The sequence below is a fragment of the Pseudomonas bananamidigenes genome (genome assembly GCF_001679645.1).
GTDB lineage: Bacteria > Pseudomonadota > Gammaproteobacteria > Pseudomonadales > Pseudomonadaceae > Aquipseudomonas > Aquipseudomonas bananamidigenes.
Genome location: NZ_LRUN01000053.1, coordinates 59,475 through 85,641 on the forward strand (window position 1 = coordinate 59,475; position 26,167 = coordinate 85,641).

20 protein-coding genes and 1 riboswitch are annotated in these 26,167 nt (G+C 61.4%); of the genes, 7 read left to right on the forward strand and 13 right to left on the reverse strand.

Annotation, left to right across the window (positions count from 1 at the left end):
- Window positions 1-15 precede the first annotated feature (15 nt).
- The 6 genes from BBF94_RS19090 to BBF94_RS19115 form a co-directional block, all read right to left on the reverse strand.
- Window positions 16-780 carry an IclR family transcriptional regulator gene (locus tag BBF94_RS19090; protein WP_065260530.1) on the reverse strand — a complete coding sequence of 255 codons (765 nt, stop codon included), beginning with the start codon at window positions 778-780 and terminating at the stop codon, window positions 16-18.
- 226 nt (window positions 781-1,006) lie between these two features.
- Entirely contained in the window at window positions 1,007-1,396 is a 390-nt protein-coding gene (locus tag BBF94_RS19095; protein ID WP_039768794.1) for a RidA family protein, read from the reverse strand.
- A 29-nt stretch (window positions 1,397-1,425) separates the two neighbouring features.
- The gene (locus tag BBF94_RS19100) at window positions 1,426-2,223 is read right to left on the reverse strand and encodes an amino acid ABC transporter ATP-binding protein (protein WP_007960239.1); all 798 of its coding nucleotides are present in this window, start codon (window positions 2,221-2,223) and stop codon (window positions 1,426-1,428) included.
- On the reverse strand, window positions 2,220-2,882 hold the full coding sequence (locus BBF94_RS19105; protein WP_065260531.1) for an amino acid ABC transporter permease: 663 nt from the start codon (window positions 2,880-2,882) through the stop codon (window positions 2,220-2,222). The genes BBF94_RS19100 and BBF94_RS19105 overlap by 4 nt, the downstream gene beginning before the upstream one ends.
- Window positions 2,883-2,891: 9 nt before the next feature.
- Window positions 2,892-3,554 carry an amino acid ABC transporter permease gene (locus BBF94_RS19110; protein WP_059405928.1) on the reverse strand — a complete coding sequence of 221 codons (663 nt, stop codon included), beginning with the start codon at window positions 3,552-3,554 and terminating at the stop codon, window positions 2,892-2,894.
- Between the two features lie 51 nt (window positions 3,555-3,605).
- Window positions 3,606-4,454 (reverse strand): transporter substrate-binding domain-containing protein, encoded by an 849-nt coding sequence (locus tag BBF94_RS19115; protein WP_065260532.1) that lies wholly within the window; start codon window positions 4,452-4,454, stop codon window positions 3,606-3,608.
- Window positions 4,455-4,792: 338 nt separating this feature from the next.
- On the opposite strand from BBF94_RS19115, the gene BBF94_RS19120 reads away from it, so the two are divergent.
- The 6 genes from BBF94_RS19120 to BBF94_RS19145 all read left to right on the forward strand — a co-directional run bounded on the left by BBF94_RS19120 (window position 4,793) and on the right by BBF94_RS19145 (window position 13,818).
- Complete coding sequence (locus BBF94_RS19120; protein ID WP_065260533.1) at window positions 4,793-5,224, forward strand: thioredoxin family protein; 432 nt, start codon at window positions 4,793-4,795, stop codon at window positions 5,222-5,224.
- Between the two features lie 175 nt (window positions 5,225-5,399).
- Window positions 5,400-6,554 (forward strand): non-hydrolyzing UDP-N-acetylglucosamine 2-epimerase, encoded by a 1,155-nt coding sequence (gene wecB / locus BBF94_RS19125; RefSeq protein WP_065260534.1) that lies wholly within the window; start codon window positions 5,400-5,402, stop codon window positions 6,552-6,554.
- Window positions 6,551-8,725, forward strand: a complete 2,175-nt coding sequence (gene nfrB, locus BBF94_RS19130) for a cyclic di-3',5'-guanylate-activated glycosyltransferase NfrB (RefSeq protein WP_065260535.1) — start codon at window positions 6,551-6,553, stop codon at window positions 8,723-8,725. Before wecB ends, nfrB begins: the two co-directional genes overlap by 4 nt.
- Window positions 8,722-11,880 (forward strand): NfrA family protein, encoded by a 3,159-nt coding sequence (locus BBF94_RS19135; RefSeq protein ID WP_065260536.1) that lies wholly within the window; start codon window positions 8,722-8,724, stop codon window positions 11,878-11,880. The genes nfrB and BBF94_RS19135 overlap by 4 nt, the downstream gene beginning before the upstream one ends.
- Window positions 11,880-12,758, forward strand: coding sequence for a DUF4434 family protein (locus tag BBF94_RS19140; protein WP_065260537.1), 879 nt, complete (start codon window positions 11,880-11,882; stop codon window positions 12,756-12,758). The genes BBF94_RS19135 and BBF94_RS19140 overlap by 1 nt, the downstream gene beginning before the upstream one ends.
- On the forward strand, window positions 12,742-13,818 hold the full coding sequence (locus BBF94_RS19145) for a GGDEF domain-containing protein (protein WP_065260538.1): 1,077 nt from the start codon (window positions 12,742-12,744) through the stop codon (window positions 13,816-13,818). Before BBF94_RS19140 ends, BBF94_RS19145 begins: the two co-directional genes overlap by 17 nt.
- A gap of 5 nt (window positions 13,819-13,823) precedes the next feature.
- Here BBF94_RS19145 and BBF94_RS19150 read toward each other — a convergent pair whose 3' ends face one another.
- On the reverse strand, window positions 13,824-15,380 hold the full coding sequence (locus BBF94_RS19150; RefSeq protein WP_065260539.1) for a TerC family protein: 1,557 nt from the start codon (window positions 15,378-15,380) through the stop codon (window positions 13,824-13,826).
- 293 nt (window positions 15,381-15,673) lie between these two features.
- Window positions 15,674-16,084: a MerR family transcriptional regulator gene (locus tag BBF94_RS19155; protein WP_065260540.1), complete on the reverse strand. Its 411-nt coding sequence runs from the start codon at window positions 16,082-16,084 to the stop codon at window positions 15,674-15,676.
- Window positions 16,085-16,163: 79 nt separating this feature from the next.
- Between BBF94_RS19155 and BBF94_RS19160 the strand changes: the two genes are divergently transcribed.
- Window positions 16,164-17,387: an NADH:flavin oxidoreductase/NADH oxidase family protein gene (locus BBF94_RS19160; protein WP_065260541.1), complete on the forward strand. Its 1,224-nt coding sequence runs from the start codon at window positions 16,164-16,166 to the stop codon at window positions 17,385-17,387.
- A 3-nt stretch (window positions 17,388-17,390) separates the two neighbouring features.
- On the opposite strand, the gene BBF94_RS19165 is transcribed toward BBF94_RS19160, so the two are convergent.
- From BBF94_RS19165 to cobW, 5 genes are read right to left on the reverse strand one after another with little or no spacing between them, the layout of a single operon-like run.
- Window positions 17,391-19,034, reverse strand: a complete 1,644-nt coding sequence (locus BBF94_RS19165) for a phospholipase D-like domain-containing protein (protein WP_065260542.1) — start codon at window positions 19,032-19,034, stop codon at window positions 17,391-17,393.
- Between the two features lie 40 nt (window positions 19,035-19,074).
- Entirely contained in the window at window positions 19,075-19,719 is a 645-nt protein-coding gene (locus tag BBF94_RS19170; RefSeq protein ID WP_141676602.1) for a vWA domain-containing protein, read from the reverse strand.
- Window positions 19,720-19,739: 20 nt separating this feature from the next.
- On the reverse strand, window positions 19,740-20,741 hold the full coding sequence (locus BBF94_RS19175) for an ATP-binding protein (protein ID WP_065260543.1): 1,002 nt from the start codon (window positions 20,739-20,741) through the stop codon (window positions 19,740-19,742).
- A gap of 2 nt (window positions 20,742-20,743) precedes the next feature.
- Window positions 20,744-24,592: a cobaltochelatase subunit CobN gene (cobN, locus tag BBF94_RS19180; protein ID WP_065260544.1), complete on the reverse strand. Its 3,849-nt coding sequence runs from the start codon at window positions 24,590-24,592 to the stop codon at window positions 20,744-20,746.
- A 3-nt stretch (window positions 24,593-24,595) separates the two neighbouring features.
- Window positions 24,596-25,666: a cobalamin biosynthesis protein CobW gene (cobW, locus tag BBF94_RS19185; protein ID WP_065260545.1), complete on the reverse strand. Its 1,071-nt coding sequence runs from the start codon at window positions 25,664-25,666 to the stop codon at window positions 24,596-24,598.
- 99 nt (window positions 25,667-25,765) lie between these two features.
- Window positions 25,766-25,976: riboswitch (cobalamin riboswitch) on the reverse strand.
- Window positions 25,977-26,167 lie beyond the last annotated feature (191 nt).

A 26,167-nucleotide genomic window follows, 5' to 3' on the forward strand; every position in this document is an offset into this window, starting at 1 on the left:
CGCAGGCAAGCGCGGTTATTCGTGGATACGCCGGGCGAGGCTGTTGGCGCTCTCGATCAACACCCGGCGATAGTCGTTGTAATTGTTCCTGGCATCGGCACGCGGCGCGACAATGCACAGGGTGCAGATGGCTACGCCATTCGGGTCTTTGACCGGGGCGGCGAAGCAATGGGTGAAGGTGTCGGCGACACTGTCGAACGAGAAAAATCCGTCGATGCCGGCCTGACGGATTTCCTTGAGAAACGTCTCCATCGGCAAACGCTCGCCATCCGGCAAAATGAAATCTTCGGGGTCGATCAGGTCGCTGATCTGCTGGTCACTCAAGTGCGCCAGCAACAAACGGCCGGACGCCGTCCACGGGATCGGTGCGTTTTCGCCGATATCGGAAGAGATGCGGAAATGCCGCTCACCCTCCTTCATCAGCGCCACCGTGTATTTGCGCCCGTTGAGCAGGCACATCTGCGCGGTTTCCCGGGTCTGGCTGACGATCTCTTGCAAGGCGTGATCAGCCTCGCGACTGAGGTCGAAATGACGCAGATGTGCCTGGCCGAGGAAGTACAGCTGACGACCGAGATAGACATGGCCGTCCTTGCCCACCGGTTCCAGAATCCGTCGTTCGAGCAACGAGGCCACCAGCTCGTAGACCGTGGATTTCGGGCTGCCGATACCGTTGGCAATGTCGTTCGGACGCAGCGGCTGGCCGATCTCCTTGAGGAAATCGAGGATATCGAACGCCCGGTCCAGACCGCGTGCCCGGCGCTTGATGGTGTCTTCGGTCATTTCAGTGGTTCCCATAAAAGATGCCGGGATGGTAACTGGCCCTTGGCGTTGTGTCAGTTGGATCGCAGCCCTCACCCCCCGCCCTCTCCCCCGGGAGAGGGAGCCTGACCGTATCGATGCAAATGCCATCGTCTGGCACAACAATCTGCATCGATAGAGATCAGTCCCCTCTCCTGGGGGAGAGGGCCAGGGTGAGGGGGCTACGGCCTCAGCAGCGCCACATCTCTCAAGCCTTTTTCTTGTACGCAATGCAATCGATCTCGACCTTGCAGTCGACCATCATGCTCGCCTGCACACAGGCCCGGGCCGGTGCATGTTCAGGCTTGAAGTACTCGCCGAAGACCTTGTTGAAGCTGGTGAAATCCCGCGGATCGTCCAGCCACACCCCGGCACGGACCACATCCTCCAGACCATAACCGGCCTCTTCGAGGATCGCGATCAGGTTCTTCATGGTCTGGTGCGTCTGCTCGACGATGCCACCGACAATGATCTCGCCATCCACCGCCGGCACCTGCCCGGAAACGTGCAGCCAGCCATCGGCCTCGACTGCGCGCGCGAAGGGTCTTGGCTGGCCGCCGGCGGCGGTGCTGCCGGTGCCGTAACGCGTAATGCTCATGGGTGTTTCTCCTGATTGAAAATGAAAAGTCAGAACCGCGTGCTCTTGAGAAACTCCGCCAGCCGCGGCGATTGCGGACGCTCGAACAGTTCCTTGGGAGGCCCCTGCTCTTCGATGCGCCCCTGATTCATGAAAACGATCTTGTCCGAGACCTCGAACGCAAAACGCATTTCGTGGGTCACCAGCAACATGGTCATGCCGTCCTCGGCCAGGCCCTTGATCACGTTCAGCACTTCGCCCACCAGTTCCGGGTCGAGGGCCGAGGTGACCTCGTCGAACAGCATCAGACTCGGGTTCATCGCAATCGCCCGGGCAATCGCCACACGCTGTTGCTGACCACCGGACAGCTGGCCGGGAAAATGATTGCGCCGTTCCAGCAGGCCGACCCGCTCCAGCCATTTCTCAGCCAGCACCACGGCTTCGTCCTTGTGCATCTTTTTGACTTTGAGCAAGCCGAGGGTGACGTTCTGCAACGCGGTGAGGTGCGGAAACAGATTGAACTGCTGGAACGCCATGCCGGTCATCGCACGATGGCGGGCGATGACCTTTTCCGGATGGCGCACGCGTTTGCCGTTGAGTTCGTCATAGCCGATGGATTCGCCGTCGAGCAGGATCTGCCCACCCTGAAATTCCTCCAGCATGTTCACGCAGCGCAGCAGCGTGGTCTTGCCCGAGCCGCTGGAGCCGATCAGCGTCACCACGTTGCCGCGCTGCATGCTCAGGTCGACGCCCTTGAGCACTTCGACCGCGCCGTACTGTTTGTGCAGACCACGGATATCCAGCAGGGGCTGACCGTTCTGGACGTTGGAAACTTGAGCTTGAGTCATGGCAGGGCCACCCGCTTTTCAATGTGCCGGCCGAGTAATTCGATGCCGTAGTTGATGACGAAGAACAGAAAACCGGCGAACAGATAAAACTCCAGAGTCATGAACGTCCGGGCAATGATCTGCTGGGTGCTGAGCAGCAGCTCGGCCACACCGATCACCGACAACAAGGTCGAGGCCTTGACGATTTCCGTGGACGAGTTGACCCAGGTCGGCAGGATCTGTCGCAGGGCCTGAGGCAACAGCACGTAACCGAGGGACTGATAGAACGTAAGGCCGATGGCTTTGCTGGCTTCCATTTGCCCGCGAGGCAACGCCTGCAATGCACCACGCACGATTTCAGCCACGTGGGAACCGCAGAACAACGTCAGACCCAGGGCTCCGGCCTGAAACGCGCTGATCTGCCAGCCGAGCGCCGGCGCCATGTAGAAACAGGCAAGCACCAGCACGAACACCGGAGTGCCGCGAATCAGGTCGACATAAAAACGGAACGGCGCACGCATCCAGAATTTGCCGTAGGTCAGTACCAGACCGGCAAATACACCGATGACCGTGCCGAACAGAATCGCCAGCGCCGACACCTGCACGCTGGTCAGAAAGCCTTGCCACAAGGCTTCGCGGGCAATCCACAACTCATGCAACCAACTGGGGGATTCGTACATCGCAGCCTCCTATCGGCGAATCGCCAGACGCTGCTCCAGGTAACGCAGCAGCATGGCAATGAGGTAACAGGCCGCGACATACAACGCCGTGGTCACCAGCCAGGTTTCAATGACCCGGTAGCTCTCGACGTTGATCTTGCGCGCGTAATAGGTCAGCTCCGGTACCGCGATCGCGGCGGCCAGCGAGGTGTCCTTGAACAGCGAAATGAAGTTGTTCGACAGCGCCGGCAGCACATTGCGCAACATCACCGGCACGGTGACGTAGGCTTTCACCTGCCATTCGCCCAGGCCGATGGCCAGGCCTGCTTCGCGCTGGCCCTTGGGGATGCTCAACAAACCGCCGCGGAACACTTCGGTCAGGTACGCCCCGGCATACAGCGACAGGGTGATGATGAACGACGGGATCTTGTCCAGCCGGATCCCCAGGCTCGGCAACGCAAAGTAAATCAACAGAATCAACACCAGAATCGGCGTATTGCGGATCACCGTCACATACACCGAGGCCAGCACCCGCAAGGCGCGATGCTTCGACAGCAAGGCAAACGCCATCAGCAGGCCGATCACGCAGCCTATGGCGATCGACACCAGCGCCAGTTCGAGACCCAGACCGAGCCCCGCCAGCAAGGTGTCGAAATCGCGCCACACGGCGGCAAAGTTCAACTGATAGTTCATGGTTGGCAGTACCTTGAGCGGGGCGCGTCAGAGCGCCCCACTCTCACGGGGTCATTTGAATTCGACAGGGAAACCGATGGCAGGCGATGGCAGATCGACGCCGAACCATTGCTTGAAGGATGCCGCGTAAGTCGGAAACTCAACACCGGTCATGGCTTCATGCAGGGTGGTGTTGACGAAGTTCAGCCAGTCCTGATCGCCACGCTTGACGGCGCAGGCGTAGGTCTGCGGGCTCCAGGCGTACGTCGGGCTGCGATAGCGGCCCGGGTTCTGCACCATCAGGTATTTGACCGAAGACTGGTCGGTGGCGGCGGCATCGGCGCGGCCGGAGTTCACGGCCTGATACATCAGATCAACGCTGTCGTATTGATCGACCTTGGCCTTGGGCAGCGCCTGATGCACCAGTTCCTCGGCGTACACGTTTTGCAGCACCGCCACAGTCACGCTGTCGCCGGCAGCCTGCAGGTCTTCGATTTCCTTGTATTTGCTGTTGTTCGGCAGCAGCAGGCCGACGCCTTCACGGTAGTACGGCAGGGTAAACGCCACTTGCTGCGCGCGGCTGGCGGTGACGGTGATGAACTGGCAGCTCATGTCGACCTTGTCGGTCAGCAGATTGGGAATCCGTGCATCGGACGACTGCACCACGAACTCGACCTTGCTCGGGTCGTTGAACAGACCTTTGGCCACCATCCTGGCGATGTCGATATCAAAGCCCTGCAACTTGCCGTCCGCGCCCTGGAAGTGCCATGGCGCGTTGGTGCTGCCGGTGCCCACAATCAGTTTTCCACGGGCCAGGACGCTGTCGAGCTTGCTTTCGGCCGCCTGGGCCATGCCCATGACAGAGGACGAAGCCGCGAGAACAAAAACACACGTTTTGAACAAGGAAGGTCGGCGATGCATGGCAAGCACTCCAGGAAGTTGTTTATTCCGCTATACCGGAACTTGGTTTGTTACTACGGAATAGACAGCAGAAAGTGTGCCACAGGATTCCCGGGGAATCTGCAATGGATTGAATTTTGTTTTGAATCAAGGAGATGGCGAAAACCCAGGAAACGGTGTAACCAAACGCGACTTCACATTTCGCTACTTTGCGTCACACATGGCGGGTATCCGGGCCACATCCTGGTGCGCGATGCACGATTGGGCACGGGCTGCACCTGTCAACTCTGACAGTTGCAGCAACAGCCGCAGCTCCCCTAACGTCGTGCTGTCCAACACATTGGATAAAGGAGGCTCCAATGACGAAGCCAACTCGATATTCAGCGCTACCCCCGACGTACCGGAAGGTCTTGAAAGCCAGGCGCCTTGTCGTCCTGTATTTCTTCAACGAGCACTGCGGCGCCTGCGTATTCGCAGGTCCAGTGTTTCTCGATATCGCCAAACCCTTCCGACCCTGGATGGATATCTTCATGCTCGATACCGCACAGTCGTGCCCGCATCCGGATGTCACGGGGACACCGACAGTGTTGTTTTATAAGGAAGGCGTTCTGGTCAAAAAACTGAAAGGCATCGGTACCGAAGAATCCCTGCTGCAAGACTTCACCCAACATCTGGGCAAACCCAGAACCTGCGCCGCCGCGCGCAAACCGGCCCATGACCTGAAGTGGCTGCGCCACACCCTCAGCACCCTCTGCACCATCCCCCGCGCAAAACGATGGAACTTTTCCTGAAAGTGCCACCTAAGAGCCATCAGGTAATGGCACTTTCGTTCCAATTGATCTGTAACAACTAGCCTCGAGGCCGGATTGGACAAGCTCCCGTCCGGCTGCTTTTCTTTATTTCTCAGAAAGAGATAGGTGCTGGTGGCCTGTTGGCCACGGCCTTGCTTCGTCCCAGGAGGGGTCAATGTCCTTTAATGTCATGATGGTTTTCGGTACTCGCCCGGAGGCCATCAAAATGGCCCCTTTGGCCCGGGTTCTGCGTCAGTGGCCCGATATCAAACTCAACATCTGCTCCACCGGCCAGCATCGGGAGATGCTCAAACAGGTGCTTGACGCGTTCGAACTGACCGTCGATGAAGACCTTCAAGTCATGACGCAGGGCCAGACCCTCAACGGTCTCTCGCAACATCTTCTTGCACAACTCGATCAGGCATACGAAAGGGTCAAACCGGACATCGTGCTGGTACACGGCGATACCACCACCAGCTTCATCGCCGCCCTCGCCGCCTTCAATCGCCAGTTGCCCATCGGCCATGTCGAGGCCGGCTTGCGCACGGGCAACCTGCGCGCGCCCTGGCCGGAAGAAGCCAACCGGCGCCTGACCGGCGTGATCGCTGACCTGCACTTCCCGCCAACCGGCAAGGCCGAAGCCAACCTGCTGCGCGAAGGCGTACCGCAGGACAACATCGAAATCACTGGCAACACCGTGATCGATGCGCTGCTGTGGATGCGCACGCACCAGCAGCAGAGCCAGTGGCGTCCGGCGGCCGATTCCCCCTTGTCGGAGCTCGACGACAGCCGTCGCATGGTATTGATCACGGGTCATCGCCGGGAAAACCTCGGCGACGGTTTCCAGAACATCTGCCAGGCCCTGGCCGATCTCGCCCTGCGCTATCCGGATGTGCAATTTGTCTATCCGGTGCACCTCAACCCACAGGTGCAAAGCGCGGTGTACGGCATGCTCGCCGACAAGCCCAACATTTATCTGGTCGCTCCTCAGGATTACCCGAACTTCGTCTGGCTGATGGGCCGTGCACACTTCATCCTGACCGACTCCGGCGGCGTCCAGGAAGAAGCCCCGGCCATCGGCAAGCCGCTGCTGGTCTTGCGTGACGTCACCGAGCGCCCCTCCGTACTTGAAGGCGGCACCGTGTTGCTGGTGGGCACCGACACCGCGAAGATCGTCAAGGAGGCCAGCCAGTTGCTCGATGATGAGGCAACCTACAAACGCATGAGCCGTGTCCACAGTCCGTACGGTGACGGCCACGCCAGCGAACGCATCGCCACTCGCCTCCACGCCTGGCTGAGCGCACGCTCGGCGGCGGGTAACGGCGTATGAGCCTGGGTTGGGTCGACTTCTTTGCGTATGTGCTGTTCGGTTTGAAATATGTGGCGATTATCCTCGCCCTGCTGATGTTCATCCTTGGTCTCGATGACCTTTTCATCGATCTGGTGTACTGGGGCCGCAAGTTCATCCGCCGTTGGCGCATCTACGAAAAATTCAAGCGTGCCGACGAGGAACGCCTGTATTCGATTCCCGAAAAGCCCCTGGCAATCATGGTGCCGGCGTGGAACGAAGTCGGTGTGGTCGGCGAAATGGCGCGGCTGGCCGCCTCGACCATCGACTATGAGAACTATCAGATCTTCGTCGGCACCTATCCCAACGACGCCGAAACCCAGGCCGACGTCGATGCGGTCTGCCAGCACTACCCCAACGTGCACAAAGTGGTCTGCGCCCGCCCCGGCCCGACCAGCAAGGCCGACTGCCTGAACAACATCATCGACGCGATCCTGCGCTTCGAAAGCGAGGCGAAAATCGAGTTCGCCGGGTTCATCCTGCATGACGCCGAAGACGTGATTTCCCCGATGGAGTTGCGCCTCTACAACTACCTGCTACCGAACAAGGACCTGATCCAGATTCCGGTCTACCCCTATGCACCGGAGTGGAAGGGCTTCACCGCCGGGCACTATGTGGATGAATTCGCCGAAAACCACGGCAAGGACGTCATCGTCCGCGAAGCACTCACCGGGCAGGTGCCGAGTGCCGGGGTCGGTACCTGCTTCAGTCGCAAGGCCATCAGTGCGCTGCTGGAGGACGGCGACGGCATTGCCTTTGACGTACAGAGTCTTACCGAAGACTACGACATCGGTTTCCGCCTCAAGCAGAAAGGCATGAAATGCATCTTTGCCCGCTACTCGGTCAGCGATCCGAAACTGGCACTGGAACAACCGTGGGTGTTCGGGATGAACCGCGAGTTCTCACAGGTGATCTGCGTGCGTGAACACTTCCCGAGGGATTTGCAACATGCGATCCGACAGAAGTCGCGGTGGATCGTCGGCATCGTGTTTCAAGGTACCAAGAACCTCGGCTGGAGCCGCAAGGGCCTGCTCAATTACTTCCTGTGGCGCGACCGTCGCGGCTTGATCGCCTACCTGCTGAGCTTTATGGTCAACCTGCTGTTCCTGGTGCTGCTGGCGATGTGGGCAGTCACGGTGATCTCTCCCGAGTCATGGCGTTATCCGTCGATCCTCGCCGACAGCTCGTTGCTTTCGGCGCTGCTGTGGCTCAACGGGCTGATGCTGTTCAACCGTCTGTTCCAGCGTGGCTGGTTCGTGACCCGTTATTACGGACTGATCGAAGGCCTGTTGTCCGCGCCGCGGATGATGTGGAGCAACTTCGTCAACTTCTTCGCCAACCTGCGCGCCCTGCGCCAGGTCATGGAAATGGGCGATTCGCGCCGCGTGGCCTGGGACAAGACCACCCACGAATTTCCGGCGCTGACCAAGGCGCAGCGGACCCCGCTGGGCCATCGGCTGGTGGAAAAAGGCCTGCTCACCGAAGAACAGCTCGAAGCGGCGATCACCAGCCCGGTGCGCCGTCGTCTGGGGCGCGAATTGCTGCTGCGCGAATACATCGACAGCACGCAGCTCGTACAGGCTCTGGCCGAACAGCTGGATCTGGAATGGGCACCGCTCAACCCTTTCAAACTCGACAAACGTTTGATCGATGCCGTGCCACGCCGGGTCGCATCGCACTACGGCGTACTGCCGGTTGCCGAAGAAGGCGAGACCCTGATTCTTGCTTCCGAAGGTCCGGTCAGCCAGGTCTCGCTCGGCGCCATCAGCCGTCAACTGAAACGCCCGGTGCGTAGCCGTCTGGCACCGCAGGGCCGCGTGACATTGGGTATTCGCTACTGGTATGCGAGTCCCCGTCAGAATGAGGAAGTGCGTCATATGCTCGAAGTGCTTGAGCGCCATCAGGACGATGAAAACCTGCTGGAGCGGGTCAGCCGCCATCAGGTGCTGCTGGGTAATCTGTTGCAGGTGCGCGGCATGGTGCCGCCGACCCTTTTCAACCAGGCGCTGATCGACTTCGACGCCGAACAGATGTCGCTCGGCGAACACCTGATTTCCCGGGGCATGATTACTCAGGAAATTCTGCAACAGGCCCTGGCCGACCAGGCCAGTGAACAGCAAGCCGCCTACCGCATTGTCCGGGAGGTCGCATGAAGCCTGTGCATCGTCACACCTTGCTGATGGGCAGCCTGCTGCTGGGCCTGAGCACGGCTTACCCGCTGCAGGCTGCGCCGCTGAGCGACTTTGAACAGTTTCGCAGCTATCCCTACATGGACCGCAGTTACCGCGAAGCAAAAAAGGGCAACTGGAAAGAAGTCGAGCGCCTGATGCGCCACCTGCTGGAAAAGGTCCCGAAAAACGACGAGGCCCGAGCGCTGCTGGTCGAGTCGCTGGCCAAACAACGCCGCTACAAGGATGCCATGCAGGCATTGCCGACCAACAGCGACGCCCTTCTTGACCTGCGCCTGACCTGGATCGAGCAGGATCCTCCCACCAGCACTCAGGTTGAAAGCTGGATGGCCACCAGCAACCTGAATGACCGCGTGCGCCTCTGGCAGGCCTACAGCCTTAGCCTGGCCAAGTTTGGCGGCGCAGCCAGGGCCCATGACTGGCTGGCGCAACTGTCGCCCAAGGGCGACGACAATATCCTGCGCCTGGCACGGGCCAACTGGTCGGAGCAACTGCGCGACTGGAGCGGCACCATCGATCAGCTCGCACCGCTCGCTGCCCGCAAACAGCTGGATGCCGAAGGCTGGCAACGTCTGGCCAACGCTTACGTGCAGCGTCTCGACGAGAAACCGCTGCAACAACTGCTGCAACAGGCCCCGAGTCCAGAGGCTGCACGCAAGATCCGTCTGGCAATGGTCGACCGCGCCATCGCCATGGGTCATGAGCAGCAGGCACAACGCTGGATTCAGTCGTTGCCGGACTCCGACCTGGCCGACCCGGCGCAACGCCAGCGCTTGTGGGAACTGGCACGCAAGACCGAAGACGTGCCGACCGTGCAGCGCTTGAGCAATGACCTGCAGCGTCCTTGCCTGGAAACCACCGAATGGTTGTCGCGCCATGATCCGGAAGCAGCACTCAAGCAATTTCGCAGCTGCACGCCTGACGACGACCCGCAAACCTGGCTGATACTCGCCCAGCGCCTGCAAGCCATCGACCTGTTGCAAAGCACGCGGCTGCCGCAGCCGTGGGAAAGTCGCCGCCAGGCGCAACTGCTGGATGTCTGGCAGGATCAGGGGCGCAGCGACAAGGTCGACGCCTGGCTGGCCGGCCAGACGCAAACGCCTGAAATCGTCAAACGCCGGGCGGAACTGTCGCAACGCATGGGCCGCATGACGGAAGCGCAGACCTTATGGGAACTTCACTACCGGCAGACCGGCAACCTGAACTCGCTGGATCAGGCCACCTTCCTGGCGGTCAACAACGGCGATCGCGCCCCTGCGCAACAACTGCTGGAAACCGCCTTCGACCGGCATCAAGGGCGCCTGCCTGTCACTGCACTCCAACGGCTGGCCGGGTTTTATGCCGCTTCGAAACCCACGACGCCGCAACAGCAACGACGAATGGCCCTGCTGATCAGCCGTGTCGACGGCGCCACCCGTGGTCAGTTGCTTGCGCAGCTCGCGGAAAACGGCCAGTGCGACGCCGTTCAGCAAGCCATCGGCAACCACCCGCAGGTTGCCGGCGATTACCGCGCGTTGGGTCGCTGCGCGATGCCGGACCGACCGGGCGAGGCCGTTGTGTATTACCGGCAAGCGGAAAAACTCGGTGACCGCAGCGCTCGTCTGCCATTGGCCTACGCTCTGGAATCCGCCGGTGATTCCGCTGGCGCACTGGCCATCTGGCGCAGCATTCCGACAACAGAACTGAGCGACAACGCCTGCCTTACCGCCAGCCGCAGTGCGCTGAATGCCGGTGACAGTCAGACCGCCGAACATTACTGGCAGCAGAGCACCACTCGGGGAGCCAATGAATGGGCTCTGGGTGCAGCCATCGCCGACGCACGTGGCGAACATGCCCTGGCAATGGAGCGTCAGCGCCAGGCGTTACAAAAAGCACCGGACGCCGGGCATTTCTACGCGGCGTCGGTCACTGCGCAAAAAGCCGGGAATCTGCCGCAAAGCACCGCATGGCTGGCCGAAGCGGTACGCCGCGACCCGAACAACCCGCGTTACCGCGCGGACTACGGCATGCGTCTGGCCGGCGCCGAAACTGGCGAAGAACGCGCCACCGCAATCCCCTATCTGCAACAGGCCACCCGCGACTTCCCCGAGGATTACCGACTCGGCGAAACCTTGGCCTGGCGGTATGACGAAGTGGAAGACAGTGCGTCTGCCCGCAAGGAGTTACGCCGGGTAATCGACCTGGAACAGAACCCGGTGGCCGCCGACGACGAGGATGGCAGCATGGAAGCCAGGCGTTACCGCCAGCGCCGTGCCCATGAAGCCCTCTCCCGTCGCGACAGCCGGACAATCGCCAGCACCTGGTCACCGGCCGGGGTATCGACCAATGACTTCGTGCGACCGGACGAAAGCAAAGGCTCGCGCCGCCATGCCGACTCGCAGAACGTGCAACTGGCGATGTGGGATCACGCCCTCGGCGAAGAACCGAGCCGGGCCGGCAGCACGCTGTCGGTGTATGGCCGGGTCCTGCTCGGTGGCCAGGGACGCTCCAGTTACGCCGAATCCCTCGCCGCCGGTGTCGGCCTGCGCTACAAGCCTTGGGGCACGCAGAACATCAACTTCTACGGTGAAATCTACAAGCAGAGCCAGTTCAGCGATGACGACAACCACAGCCTGAGCCTCGGCCAGATGCTGGTGCCGGAGAAATTGCTCGATCAGATCAACGACCACCGCAAGGATGGTCACACCACCACGGACTACCTGCTGCGCGCCACGGCTTCGTTTCTCGATCAGGGCAAGTACCGTAACGACTGGCGCGTTGACGAAAACGACTGGGACGAACGCTTCCTCTACCTCGATGCCGCCTGGTGGACGAAGGCCGGCGATCATCAGTGGCTGTCGCGGTTCCAGCAGGGGCACGCCTGGAAGCTGCCGGACAGCGGCGCCCAGACCATCATGCCTTACGGCTTCCTTGAGTTTGCCAGCCAGGACCCGAGCAATGACTGGCGGCAGGATCTGCGTACCGGTGTCGGGCTGCGCTGGCAATGGTGGTACGACGAGGACCGCTACAACGCCTACCGCTCGAAATTGACGGTACGCACCGAGTATCAACAGTCGCTGGGCGGCAACTTGTATGAAGGCGGCAACGGTGTGCTGCTGGGCGTGGAGTGGAATTTCTGATGGCTCGTTGGATATTGTTGTTCTGCCTGGTGTTGGGTGCCACGCTCGTGCGGGCCGATGAGCGGGTGTTCTATCAACCGCTGAATGTCGATGCTGGCCTGACCCAGGCGCAGTGGCAGAAAGTCTGGCAGGACACCGCCCGGCAAGGTGCGCGGACAGTCATCGTGCAATGGACGGCTTACGGCGATTCGGACTTCGGCGGCGCCAACGGCTGGCTCGCCGACAGCCTGAAACTCGCCCGACAGCAAGGCCTGCAACTGGTGCTGGGGCTGTCGATGGACCCGGCGTACTACAAACGCATTGATGAACTGGACAGTGCCGGCCTCGGCGCCTACTGGCAGGCGCAACTGGGGCAGTCGCTGGCGCAGCAACAGAAGCTGCGCCAGGAATGGAACCTGCCGGTCAGCGGCTGGTATCTGCCGCTGGAACTGGATGATTTGCACTTTTTGGCAGCCGACCGGCGGGCAACGTTACAGCGACAGCTGCAAGACTTCGCGGCCAAACTCGATGCCCCGTTGCATGTCAGCGCCTTCAGTGCCGGAAAACTTGCACCGACGGTCAACGCCCAATGGCTGGGGGATCTGACCGCAGCCGGCGCACACGTCTGGTGGCAGGACGGCGCCGGTACCGGGCGCCTGCCGCCGCTGGTGCGAAACGGCTACTCCAGCGCACTGCCCTGCTCCGTCGGTATCGTGCGCGAAGCGTTCCGCCAGGTCAGCCGCGAGGGCGAGGCGTTCCGTGCAGAACCGGCCCGCCCGGATGACACCGCAACCGGTTGTCATCAAAGCGCCGTGTTTTCCCTGCGATACCGGCCGTGGGGCCAGGTGATTCTCGACAACCAGCGCAAGCATTCGGGCAGCAATGTACAAAACCATTGAAGACGAAGTCCTGAAGCGAACCGCACCCGCCGAGCTGTGGGACGAGTTCATCCAGCATGAGTTCGAACGGCTGCATTCGTTCTGTCTGCTGATCTATCTGGCCAGCATGGGCATCTGGCTGGCCTTCGACCTGATCGTCAGTTTCCTCGGGGATCAGGATTTCACCTGGCGCTCGATGGTGTTCATCGCAGCGTTCGCGGTGCTCGCCGTGGTGCTGCTGTTCACGCGCAAGGCCCGTCATTTCGACTGGCTGAACCTGACGTTCGTATTTCTCATCACCCTGGGCATACGGATGGTGATCGACGGTTTACCGCCGACCTTTCATGGCATCTGGCTGGTACTCGCTGCCGCCACCACACTCTACAGCGCCTCCGTGCTGCCCCTCAGTCGCTGGTCGTTCTTCGCGGCGCAGGCCGTCACCTGGCTGATGCTCAACCCGTTCATGGGCACCGGGATCAGCCTGCTGGAGCTCAAAGGCGTCATGACCATCGCCTACAGCGTGTTTCTCTGTGCGCTGACGATCTATACGTTTTTGAAACTGCGCGAGACCAAGCTCTACAACTACATCATGTCCAGACTGTTGCTGGATCAGGCCTACAACGACACCCTGACGGAAATCCCCAACCGTCGCTCGTTCATGACCCGCGCCGAAAAAAGCCTGCAGGCATCACCCCGCGAGCAAGACCATTACCTGGCGATGATCGACATCGACAACTTCAAGAAAGTGAATGATGTTTACGGCCACGACATCGGCGATGAAGTGCTCAAGCGGATCGCGGCGGACATCAAAGCCGTGATGGCGCCATTCGAGTACGCGCGACTGGGGGGCGAGGAGTTTGCGATTTATCTGGCCGGCGTGCGCCGCGAGGACGTCGAGACATTGGCCGGTGAGTTGTGCCGGGTGGTGCGTGAGCAGACCACCCGACACCCGGTGACCATCAGCATCGGTGTGGCCCGGGTCGAGGACGGCGACACCCTCAACCAGGCGCTGATCAAGGCTGATGAAGCGTTGTACGAGTCAAAGCACGCCGGGAAAGACCGGTATACCTTTCATCAGTGAGGCCGTCAGGCCTCACGTTTGAGCAACACTCGTGTCACCCGCCGCTCCTCGACCGCCATCACGGTCATGCCCCAGCCGGCATGCTCCAGACGATCACCCTTCATCGGCAGCCGATCCAGCAGGCTCATCACCAGCCCGGCAAGGGTCTGGTAATCCTCGGTCGGTTCGGCAACGAAACCGGTGCGCTGGCGAATCCGCGTCAGGTTCAACGCACCATTCACCACAAACCCGCCCTGCTCTTCGACCACGTCCGGGCCGGCGATTTCGCTGGCGTCCGGCAACTCACCGGCAATCGACTCGAGGATGTCGGTCATGGTCAACACACCGACAAAGTCACCGAACTCGTTCACCACGAAAGCGATGTGGGTCGATGCCGCCCGCATCTGCTCCAGCGCATTGAGGATCGAATAGCTGTCGAGCAGGTTCAGCGTCTTGCGGGCCAGATGCTCAAGGTCGGGTTCGTTGCCGGCCAGATACTCCTTGAGCAATTCCTTCTTGTGGACGAAACCCAACGGTTCATCCACCGCACCGTTGCGAATCAGCGGCAGACGCGAGTAGGACGAATGCATCAGTCGCGTACGAATGGCTTGCGCACCGTCCGCCAGATCTACGTAATCAACGTCGGCACGAACCGTCATCAAGGTACGGATCGGTCGTTCGGCCAGTTGCAACACGCCGCTGATCATCACCCGCTCGCGACGGTCGAACAGCTCGGTACTCGGCGCTTCGCCATCATCCAGCAGGTCGGAAATGTCCTCACCCACCTCTTCTACCGCCAGTTTGCGGCCACCCAACAGACGCATCACCGCGTGAGCCGTACGCTCACGCATCGGGCGCAGGCCCTGCATCGAACGCTTGCGACGGGCCCGGGCGATCTGGTTGAAAACCTCGATCAGGATCGAGAAACCAATGGCCGCGTACAGATAGCCTTTCGGGATGTGGAAGCCCAGGCCTTCGGCAGTCAGGGCAAAACCGATCATCATCAGGAAACCCAGACACAGCATGATCACCGTCGGGTGCGCGTTGACGAAACGAGTCAACGGCTTGCTGGCCACGATCATGACACCAATGGACACCACCACCGCGATCATCATCACGGCCAGTTCATCGACCATGCCCACGGCTGTAATCACCGCATCCAGGGAGAACACCGCATCGAGCACGACGATCTGCGCAACGATGGGCCAGAACAGTGCATAGGCGGTACTGGTCGAGCGTTCGCCGACATGGCCCTCAAGCCGCTCGTGCAGTTCCATGGTCGCCTTGAACAACAGGAACACACCACCGAACAGCATGATCAGGTCACGGCCGGAGAAGCTTTTGCCGAACACCTCGAACAACGGCTGCGTGAGCGTAACCAGCCAGGAAATGCTCGCCAGCAAGCCAAGACGCATGATCAGCGCCAGGCTCAGGCCGATGATGCGTGCGCGGTCGCGCTGATACGGCGGCAGCTTGTCCGCCAGAATCGCGATGAACACCAGGTTGTCGATACCCAGCACCAACTCCAGCACGATCAGTGTCAACAAGCCCAGCCACGCCGTGGGATCCGCTAACCATTCCATAATCAGTCTCTTCTCTCTTCAGTGAATTCAGGCTGCCGGACACGGCAAAGTGCGGCGCGAAAGCTCGGAGGCTGCGCCATCAACGATAGTCGGGAGTCGGAAAACCGGATGCTGCGAGTGCGTCAAGACCGCGCCATGGCGCGAGGGGAACGTGGTTCTTTGAGTCGAACCGGGAGGCTCCGAGAGAGTGTTCATGAAAATCCTGAATGGAAAAGGGTCTTGAAGCGTACAAGCTCTGATGACTTTTCCTACAGCTGGAAATCATTTCAAAATCTGTACGCCTTCAGCCTCGCTCAGGATTCCGGGTAGATCGCGGCCAGGACCCGTTCGGCATTGGCACCGCAACTCATGCCTTCCGGTTTCGATTGAATGTTGTCGATGACCTCCAGCAACCGTGCCTTGCTCCGGGCCAGATGCTGCTGCATGACTTCGATCTGTTGTACCTTGCGCGTGAGCCCCTCCACCAGTTCATCGTGCTTGAACTCTCCGGTCCCTGCGAGTGGCAACAGCTGCTTGAGTTCTTCAAGGGAAAACCCGGCCTGCTGGGCACTGCGGATGATGTTGAGAGTTTGCAGCACTTGCGGCGGGTAACGCCGATAGCCATTGCCCAGCCGTTCCACTTTGGGAATCAGGCCCTGAGCCTCATAAAAGCGAATGCTCGAAGCGCTCAGCCCGCTCTGTTGCGCCAGTTCACCAATTTTCATTTCGGCCTCGATTTGCCCGCTTGACATTAAAGTTGACTTTAAGCTTAGCCTCTCCCCATCACTGATGAGGAGTCAAGCAATGTCGCCCTTCCAGATTTTGAAACTGCCCAACGGTCAGACCGTCGGCAACCGCATCGCCAAAGCCGCCATGGAAGAAAACCTCGCGGATCGTGATCAGGCACCGTCCCGCGAACTGTTCCGTTTGTACCAGGCCTGGGCCGATGGCGGCGCCGGCCTGCTGCTGACCGGCAACGTGATGATTGACCGTCGGGCCATGACCGGCCCAGGCGGCGTGGTCCTGGAAGACGAGCGACATCTGGAGCGTTTCCGCCAATGGGCCGAAATCGCCCGCAGTGGCGGCGCGCAGGTCTGGGTGCAACTCAATCATCCTGGCCGCCAGACCTTCGCCAATATGGGCCAGCAAGCGCTGGCGCCGTCGGCAGTGGCGCTGGAAATGGGCTCGTTCTCGAAACTGTTCGCCGAACCCAGACCGATGACCGAAGACGATATTGAAGAAGTCATTCAACGTTTCGCCAGAAGCGCCGCACTGGCCGAGAAAGCCGGTTTCACCGGCGTGCAGATCCACGCGGCCCACGGCTATCTGCTCAGCCAGTTTCTGTCGCCGCTGACCAATCGCCGCACCGACCGCTGGGGCGGTTCGCTGGAAAATCGTGCACGTCTGCTACTGTCGGTGATCGAGGCTGTGCGTCAGGCCGTTTCACCACAGTTCTGCGTGGCAGTGAAGCTCAATTCGGCGGATTTCCAGCGCGGCGGTTTCGACACGGACGATGCCCGCCAGGTGATCGAATGGCTCAACGAACAGCCCATCGATTTGCTGGAACTGTCCGGCGGCAGCTATGAAGCTCCGGCCATGCAGGGCGAAGCCCGTGACGGGCGTACCCTGGCCCGGGAGGCGTTCTTTCTGGAGATGGCCAGCGAACTGGCCAGCGTGGCGCACATGCCGGTGATGGTCACCGGCGGCATCCGGCGCCTGCCCATCGTCGAGCAGGTACTCGACAGCGGCATCGCCATGGCGGGCATTGCCACGGCTCTGGCGATCGAACCGGATCTGGTCAGACATTGGCGCGAAGGCCGCCACAGCGAGCCGCAACTGCCACCGATCCGCTGGAAGCGCAAGGCACTGGCCGCGCTGGCGAACATGGCCGTGGTGCGATTCCAGATGGCACGCCTGAGCCGGGGTCGCAAGCCGCATCCCGAAGTCTCGGCACTCTGGGCGCTGATTCGCGACCGTTTGTACCTCAGCCGACGCACCCGCCAGTACCGTCAGGCGATGGGCGCGTAAACCCTAGCGTCCGGCAAACCGCAGGCGCGACAGCTGACGCAGATCCCCTTCGATGTAATAGTCGTTGGTCCAGCTGTCATCCGCCGCCAGCGGCTGCACCTGTTTCAGCTCGAGTTTTTTCGCGAAATAGCGGAAACGGTAGTGTTCGTAGAAACGCAGCAGTTCCAGGCCATAGCGGTCCGCCAGTTCGGTGTCGCCGCGGATGATCAGGAAGTTCTCGTCGTTGCCGTTGCTGGCTGCTGTGCTGAGATTGTGGCTGCCGCTGATGATGGTCGGGCTGTCGCTGGTGAAATCGGTGACGATTGCCTTGGTGTGCACCAGCAGATTGCCCTTCTGGCCTTTCATGTTCTCTTTCAGCCAGCCTTCCAGCCCTGTGTTGAGCAGCGCGGTGGCGGCGAATTCAGCCGTGCGGTCGGCGTGGAATCCGGTGATGCGACTGGCGGTGTTCTGCAGGCCGTAACGCAGGATGTCGTCATGGGGCTGACCGAGCAGTGCGTTGAGAATGACGTCGGGCAAGGTGAACGCGGTGACGAACAGCACGTCCTTCTTCGCCGCATTGATGATGTCGACGAACTCGCGCAGATCGGCACCGCCACTGCGCGGCGAGAACCCGGCAAACAGCGGTTGCGCCGGATTCATCGGATTGTGCTGGGTGATCCAGTCGCGAGTGGCGCCGACATCCGCCGGCGTCGCCCAGACCTGCTCGAAGGTCTGCAGATAGCTCGCCGCGACAGCCGTGTCATCCAGCACATGCACCACGTTGGCCTGGCGGTACACGCCGTTGGCGGTGAAGTTGGTACTGCCGCACAACACAGCCTGGGGCTGCCGCTCACCGCCGGCGATACGACTCAGGACAATGAACTTGTCATGGAAAATATCGTGGGTCACCCGCCCGCGCTTGCTGGTTTGCGGCAGCTTCGCAAGACTGGCCTCGTTCATTGCGGTGTCTTCGTCGCCGGGTTTGGCGTGATACAGCACCCGCACTTGCACACCGCGATCGAATGCAGCGTTCACCGTGTCGATGATGGCTTGCAGTTGGTACTCGTAGATCGCGATGTCCAGCGCCCATTCGCCATCGGGCGCACGTTCGATGAACCCCTGCAGGCGCCCGAGCAGACCGTTTTCGAGCCATTGCCGTGCAGCGTCGGGCCAGGCTTCGATGGGCATGTTCTTGTTGGCGCTGATCTGCGCGTCAAGGTCGGGAAACTTGCGCTGGAACGCCTGACTGGCGGCCACGGCGCGGTTGAATATCACGCTTTGATTGGCCGGGTGACCGTCATCCGAGGTAATGCTCAGCTCCAGCGATTCCCCCAGCACCGGCGCATCGGGCGTGCCATAGGCCAGATGTACGCGGTAATGCATGGTCGTCCCTGGATTGACCGCGTAATCGGCCCAGCGAAATTTCTGCAGCGGCGCGATATCACTGGGCGTGGCGTGAAACTGCGGGAAGGTGTGAACCTTGCCGGGAAAGGTCAGGCTGTTGAACAGAAATTGCCACGGCTTGTCGCCCTGCTGTTTCTCGATGGCAAACCCCAGCAGGCCCTTGCGGCGGGGCTCGGCAAGATCCATTGCCAACAGCACGCCGTTGGTGCCGGCGTAGGCCTTTACGCGAAAATCGTCCTGAGGGTTGGCGACCAGTACGCGCATGATTCACTCCTTGTGAGATGGGCTGGATGCAGCATAGACCTCAGATGGGCAACAAATCGTCGATATGACGGTAATCCGTGGCCAGGGCAGTGGCCAATTGTCTGGCCCGACCCAACCGGATCGGCCCGCGCTCGATATCGATGAGCAAGCCCGGACACTCGAAAGCCGGCAACCCGGACCAGTCTTTCAGGCGTCCATCGGTGAGCAGCAGCAGACGTTGTTGTTCGGCGGGAAATCGCTTGCGGCGCACCGCCAGCCATTGCTCAGCCTCGGTCAGCGCCGCCAACAGGGGCGTGCCGCCGCCCGCCCCCAATTCATCCAGCCATGCTCGCAATCCGCTGGAAGCTTTCAGACCCTGCACCTGCCATTTCGGTGCCGCACCGCTGGCGGTCAGCAAGGCGAGCCGTGCCCGTTGCCGGTAAGCGTCATCGAACAGCTGCGCCAGCAGCCCCTTGGCATCGCTCAGCGCTTGATGGCGACGGGTCGAAGCCGAGGCATCGACGATCACCAGCCACAGGTCATGGGGTGTCCGGGTGCGCAATTGAAACAACAGGTCCCCACGCACTTTCGGTCGACCATTGAGTAACGTTCCTGGCCAGTTCACCGAGCCATTGCTGGCGGCATGACGCTTGCCCTGTCGGCCATTGTCCAGGCGTCCGGCGTGGGGTCTGGCATTCGCCCCCACGTCGGATCGGGGGCGAATGCCTAGGGCTTTTTTGGCCAGGCAGGTACTGCGCGGCGCGCACCGGTGGCAAGGGCCGGGGCCGACATTTCGCCCCACTGGCCCTGCCCTTCACTCGGCTCGGCCTGGGAGCCGGATGGCGATTGCGCGGGTGTTTGCGTGTTGGCTGATGACTGCTCACGGCGACGGTGACGCAGCGCGAAGTCAGCCACGGCCTCGATGTCCTGTTCCGCAATCGCCGACGCACCGCGCCACGCCGCATGAGCCCGCGCAGCACGCAGCCAGACCAGATCGGCGCGCAGGCCATCGACACCGGCAGCAAAGCAACGCTCGGTGATCTGCGCCAGGGCTTCATCATCAAGAGGAATGCTTGGCAAGGCATTACGGGCGTTTTCACAGCGCTCGCGCAGGGCTTGCTGTTCGGTTTCCCACTGTGCACAAAAGGCCTGCGGATCGCTGTCGAAATCCAGTCGTCGACGAATGATCTGCCCGCGCTCGACCGGTGCCGTGTGGCCACTCAGGGCAACGTTCAAGCCAAAACGATCGAGCAGTTGCGGACGCAATTCGCCCTCTTCCGGATTCATGGTGCCGATCAGCACGAACCTGGCCGAATGCCGATGGGAAATGCCGTCGCGTTCGATCAGGTTGGTGCCGCTGGCCGCCACATCGAGCAGCAGATCCACCAGATGATCCGGCAGCAGATTCACTTCATCGACATACAGCACACCGCCGTCAGCCTTGGCCAATACGCCGGGAGAAAACTGCGCACGACCGTCACTGAGCGCCGCATCCAGATCCAGTGTGCCGACCAGCCGCTCTTCGGTCGCTCCCAAAGGCAAGGTAACAAACTGACCGCTGGCCAGCAGATCCGCCAGGCCCCGGGCCAGGGTCGACTTGGCCATGCCGCGCGGGCCTTCGATCAACACGCCGCCGATCTTCGGGTCGATGGCGGTCAGGTACAGCGCCAGCTTCAGATCGTCGGCGCCGACCACGGCGCAGAGCGGGAAATGCGGGATGTCGGTCATGTTCAGCTCTCTTCTTCAATATCCAGCAACAGGTTTTCCAGGGCCTCTTTGTAGGCCCCCGGCTCCTGCCACATCCCGCGCTGCTGCGCTTCGAGCATGCGCTCGGTCATGTCGCGCAGCGCGTGAGGATTATGCTCGCGCACAAATTCCCGGGTCGACGGATCCAGCAGATAGGCGTCGGCCAGCAACGCGTACTGGTGATCGTCGATCAATTGTGTGGTGGCGTCGAAGGCAAACAGGTTGTCGACTGTCGCTGCCAGTTCAAACGCGCCTTTGTAGCCGTGGCGTTTGACGCCGTCGATCCATTTCGGATTCGCCGCCCGGGAGCGGATTACCCGGTTCAGCTCTTCTTTCAGGGTGCGAATTTTCGGCAGGTCCGGCTGGCTGTGATCGCCGTGATAACTGGCCGCCGCTTCGCCACGCAGGCTTTCCACGGCGGCGAGCATGCCGCCCTGAAACTGGTAATAATCGTTGGAGTCGAGCAAATCATGCTCGCGGTTGTCCTGGTTATGCAGCACGGCCTGCACCTGGCTCAGGCGCTGGACGAATTGCTCACGGGCGGCGGTGCCTTCATCTGAACCGCCGTAGGCGTAGGCGCCCCAGTTCAGATAAACCTCGGCCAGATCCTCGCGGGTTTGCCAAAGGCGACCGTCGATGGCGCCCTGCACGCCCGCGCCGTAAGCACCGGGCTTGGCACCGAAGATCCGCCAGCCGGCCTGACGCCGCGCAGCCTCTTCATCCAGCCCGGACTGCCGCAAGGCCTCCCGTTCGGCACGTACCCTGGCGGCCAGCGGATTGAGGTCGTCCGGTTCGTCCAGGTCTGCGACGGCCTGCACGGCGGCATCGAACAGACGAATCAGGTTGGCGAACGCATCACGGAAGAAGCCGGAAACCCGCAACGTCACATCGACCCGGGGCCGGTCGAGCAGGCTCAGCGGCAGAATCTCGAAATCGTCGACCCGCTGACTGCCTGTGGCCCACACCGGGCGCACGCCCATCAGTGCCATGGCCTGGGCGATGTCGTCACCGCCGGTGCGCATGGTTGCGGTCCCCCAGACCGACAGGCCGAGCTGACGCAGATGATCGCCGTGATCCTGCAGGTGCCGTTCCAGAATCAACGTGGTCGACTGGAAACCGATGCGCCATGCCGTGGTGGTCGGCAGGTTGCGCACATCTACGGAATAAAAATTGCGCCCGGTGGGCAGCACGTCGAGGCGACCGCGACTGGGTGCGCCACTCGGGCCGGCAGGGACGAAGCGGCCGTTCAGAGCATCGAGCAAACCGCGCATTTCGGCCGGACCGCAGGCGTCGAGGCGTGGGGCAACGACTTCACGAAGATGGTCGATGATTACGCCGACTTCAGACCAGTGATGATCCTGTGGGAGCGAGCTTTCTCGCGATTGCGGTGTGGCAGTCCCAGAAGTGTTGGCAGACAAGACGCCTTCGCGAGCAAGCTCGCTCCCACAGGAATCGCTCACAGCGTGCTTGATCAAATGGGCTGCGAACAGCTCCAGACGTTCACGGGTATCCCCCGCCGTGCGCCAGACTTCATCGCTAATCGATTGCAGTTCCATCGGGCGCGGGCCAGTCCAGGGCTCGGCCAACGCGCAATCCAGCGGATCAAACCCCAGTTCGAAAGCCCTGGCCAACGCCCGCAACAGACTCGATTGCGCACCTTTGCCATCGCCACGGGGAATCCGCAGCAGCGCAAGCAAAGTATCAATGCGCAAACGCCCGGTCGGTGACTCACCGAAGATGTGCAGGCCATCGCGGATCTGCGACTCCTTCAGATCACACAGATAAGTGTCCAGTCGCGGCAACCAGATCGCCGCATCGGCATCGCTGTCGAGGGCTTCGTCGAGTTGCAGTTCGCGATCGATCTGCGTGTCACGCACCAGTTGCAGAATGTCGCGTTGCAATTCCCGGGCGCGGCGCGGGTCGAGCAGTTGAGCTTCGTAATACTCGTCGGCCAACAACTCCAGATTGCGCAACGGGCCGTAGGTTTCAGCGCGAGTCAGCGGCGGCATCAAGTGGTCGATGATCACCGCCTGAGTACGACGCTTGGCCTGGGCGCCCTCGCCCGGGTCATTGACGATGAACGGATAGATATTCGGCAGCGGCCCGAGCAATGCATCCGGCCAGCAATTCGCCGACAGGCCCACGCCCTTGCCCGGCAGCCATTCGAGGTTGCCGTGCTTGCCGACGTGAATCACACCGTGGGCACCGTAGGTCTGACGCAGCCAGAAATAGAACGCCAGGTACGCGTGCGGCGGCACCAGATCCGGGTCGTGATACACCGCGCTCGGGTCGACCTGATAACCCCGTGCCGGTTGAATGCCGACGAAGGTCAGGCCAAAGCGCAGACCGGCGATCATCATCCGCCCGTCACGGCACATCGGATCCTTTTGTGGTGCGCCCCAACGCTCCAGTACCGCCGCGCGATTGGCTTCGGGCAGCGCGTTGAACATTGCCAGATAATCGTCCATCGCCAGACTTTGCTGACACGGACGCTGATCGAGGGTATGGAGGTCGTTGCTGACACCGCCGAGCAGTTGCCGGATCAATTCTGTGCCGCTGTCGGGCAGTTCGGCCGGCAGCGGATAACCCTCAGCCTGCAACGCCCGAAGGATATTCAGCGCGGCGGCTGGCGTGTCGAGGCCGACGCCGTTGCCGATGCGTCCGTCCCGGGTCGGATAGTTGGCAAGGACCAGAGCGATACGCTTTTCAGCGTTCGGCACCCGCGCCAGATCGACCCAGCGCCGCGCCAGCTCAGCGACGAAATTCATGCGCTCGGGCTGGGCCCGGTAACACACCACGTCGGACTGACTGCGCTCACTGCGCCAGGCCAGGTCCTTGAAGCTGATGGGCCGGCTGATGATCCGACCGTCCAGTTCCGGCAGGGCAATGTGCATCGCCAGATCGCGAGGACCAAGGCCCTGCTCGCTGTCGCGCCAGCCGGGTTCGTTGTCCTGCGCGCAAATGGCCTGGATCACCGGAATATTCCGACGGAATGGCCGCAGATGCGGCGCTTCCGGGCTGGACTGGGCGAAACCGGTGGTGTTCAGAATCACCCCTGCTTCGACTTCATCCAGCCAGTCCTCAACCACCGACAGGCAGCCGGGCTCTTTCAGGCTGGCCACGGCAATCGGCAGCGGATTGAGTCCGGCCACCTGCAACCGTTGGCAGAACACGTCAATAAACGCCGTGTTGGCCGCTTGCAAATGCGAGCGATAAAACAACACCGCCGCCACCGCTTGACCGGGCAACCAATCGGCTTGCCAATCACTCAGTGCGGCGGTGTTTTTCTTCGGGTGGTATATCGCCGTGCGCGGCAGCGCTTGCGGCTCGCCCCACTCGTAATCCCGCGCCAGCCAGCGATTGGCCAGGCAGTGGAAGAAATCCAGCGCGTTGCCCATGCCGCCCTGGCGCAGAAACTGCCAGAGCCGGTCGCGATCCTCGGCGCCCACGGTGCTCAAATCGCTGAGTTCCGGGTCGGGACGATCATCGCCCGGCACCAGAATCACCTGCACACCGCGCTCGGACAATTCGACCAGCCGCTCGACGCCATAACGCCAATAAGCGATGCCGCCGTGCAGCGAGATCAGAATGACCTTGGCGTGACGCAGCACCTCATCGACGTACAGGTCGACCGACGCATGGTTCTGCACCTGCATCGGGTTGGCCAGGCGCAGGCTCGGGTAATCCTCGGGCAGTTGCTGTGCGGCCTCGGCGAGCAGCGCGAGACTGGAGTCGCCGCTGCACAGAATCACCAGCTCGGCGGGGGTTTGTCCAAGGTCGGCAATGTTGTCATCCGACACGAAACCGCCGGGCTGGGTCCTGAGCAGATGCATGGCTTAAATGCTGAGCGCGGCGCGCAGTTGCGCTTCGAGACTGGCCGCGTCCAGTTCCTGGCCGATCAACACCAGACGCGTCACACGTGCCTCATCGGCTCCCCACTGACGGTCGAAGTGCTTGTCGAAACGCGTGCCCACGCCCTGAATCAGCAGGCGCATCGGCTTGTTCGGGATCGCCGCGAAGCCTTTGACCCGCAGGATGCTGTGCTGGACCACAAGCTGCGTCAGCGCATCGAGCAGCAGGCTTTCGTCGGCTTGCGGCAGTTCGATGGAGATCGAGTCGAAAGCGTCGTGATCGTGGTCGTCGTGATCGTCATCACCGTCGTGGTGGTGATCATGATGGCTGTGGCGGCTGTCGATGTGATCTTCCGCGCCGGCACCCAGACCGATCAACACGTCCAGCGGCAGGCGACCGTTGCTGGCTTCGATGATCTTCACCGCCGGCGGCAGCTCTTCGGCGACTTCCAGGCGCACGCGGGCGAGATCTTCGGGGCTGGTCTGGTCGGCCTTGTTGAGAATCACCAGGTCGGCGCTGGCCAGTTGGTCGGCGAACAGTTCGTGCAGTGGCGATTCGTGGTCCAGGTTCGGATCGAGCTTGCGCTGGGCATCGACCTGATCCGGGAATGCGGCAAAGGTGCCGGCGGCCACGGCCGGGCTGTCGACCACGGTGATCACCGCATCAACGGTGCAGGCGCTGCGAATTTCCGGCCACTGAAAGGCCTGCACCAACGGTTTTGGCAGGGCCAGCCCCGAGGTTTCGATCAGGATGTGGTCGAGGTCGCCGCGACGGGCCACCAGCTCGCGCATCACCGGGAAGAACTCTTCCTGAACGGTGCAGCACAGGCAGCCGTTGGCCAGTTCGTAAACGCGACCGGTGGCTTCTTCTTCGGTGCAGCCGATGGTGCACTGCTTGAGGATTTCACCGTCGATGCCCAGTTCGCCGAACTCGTTGACGATCACCGCAATGCGGCGGCCCTGAGCGTTGTCGAGCATGTGCCGCAGCAAGGTGGTCTTACCCGAGCCGAGGAAACCGGTGACGATGGTGACGGGGAGTTTGGCCAGTGTTTTCATCGGATGCCCTTTGGCAAGGTGGCGGGCATACGGGACGAGGCCGGCAGCGCGCAGGCGTGCCTGGAGAGTTCGCCACCGGATCACCCCGCCCGGTTGAAAGTGAGAATCTGTGACGAGGCAGGTCTCCTGGCTGACGGTGTTCGGACCTTGGCCCGGTATTCGCTGCGCCTTCCCGCTGGCTCCTGGATTGAGCTGGCAGTGGCGTGGCAGCGAACGGCACCGTTCACAGTTGCGGGGGCAGCCGCGGCTTGGACCGCGTTCCCTTCTTAGCTTCGGCGTGGGCCGAAGAACCTCGAGAGCGCAAGGCTACGCATGGGTTCGTGGTGGGTCAATGGGCGTTGTTTTTTGGTTTTGAGATTTGTGAGCATATCCGTTGCTGCGGTAACGGCTTCCTAGGGTTCCGCCCTTACGGCGGGTCACTTTTTCCAAACGCCGAAAAAGTAACCAAAAAGGCTTCCCCCAGCGTACGGCACTTCGCTGAGGCTCAGTGTTCCCTCGCTA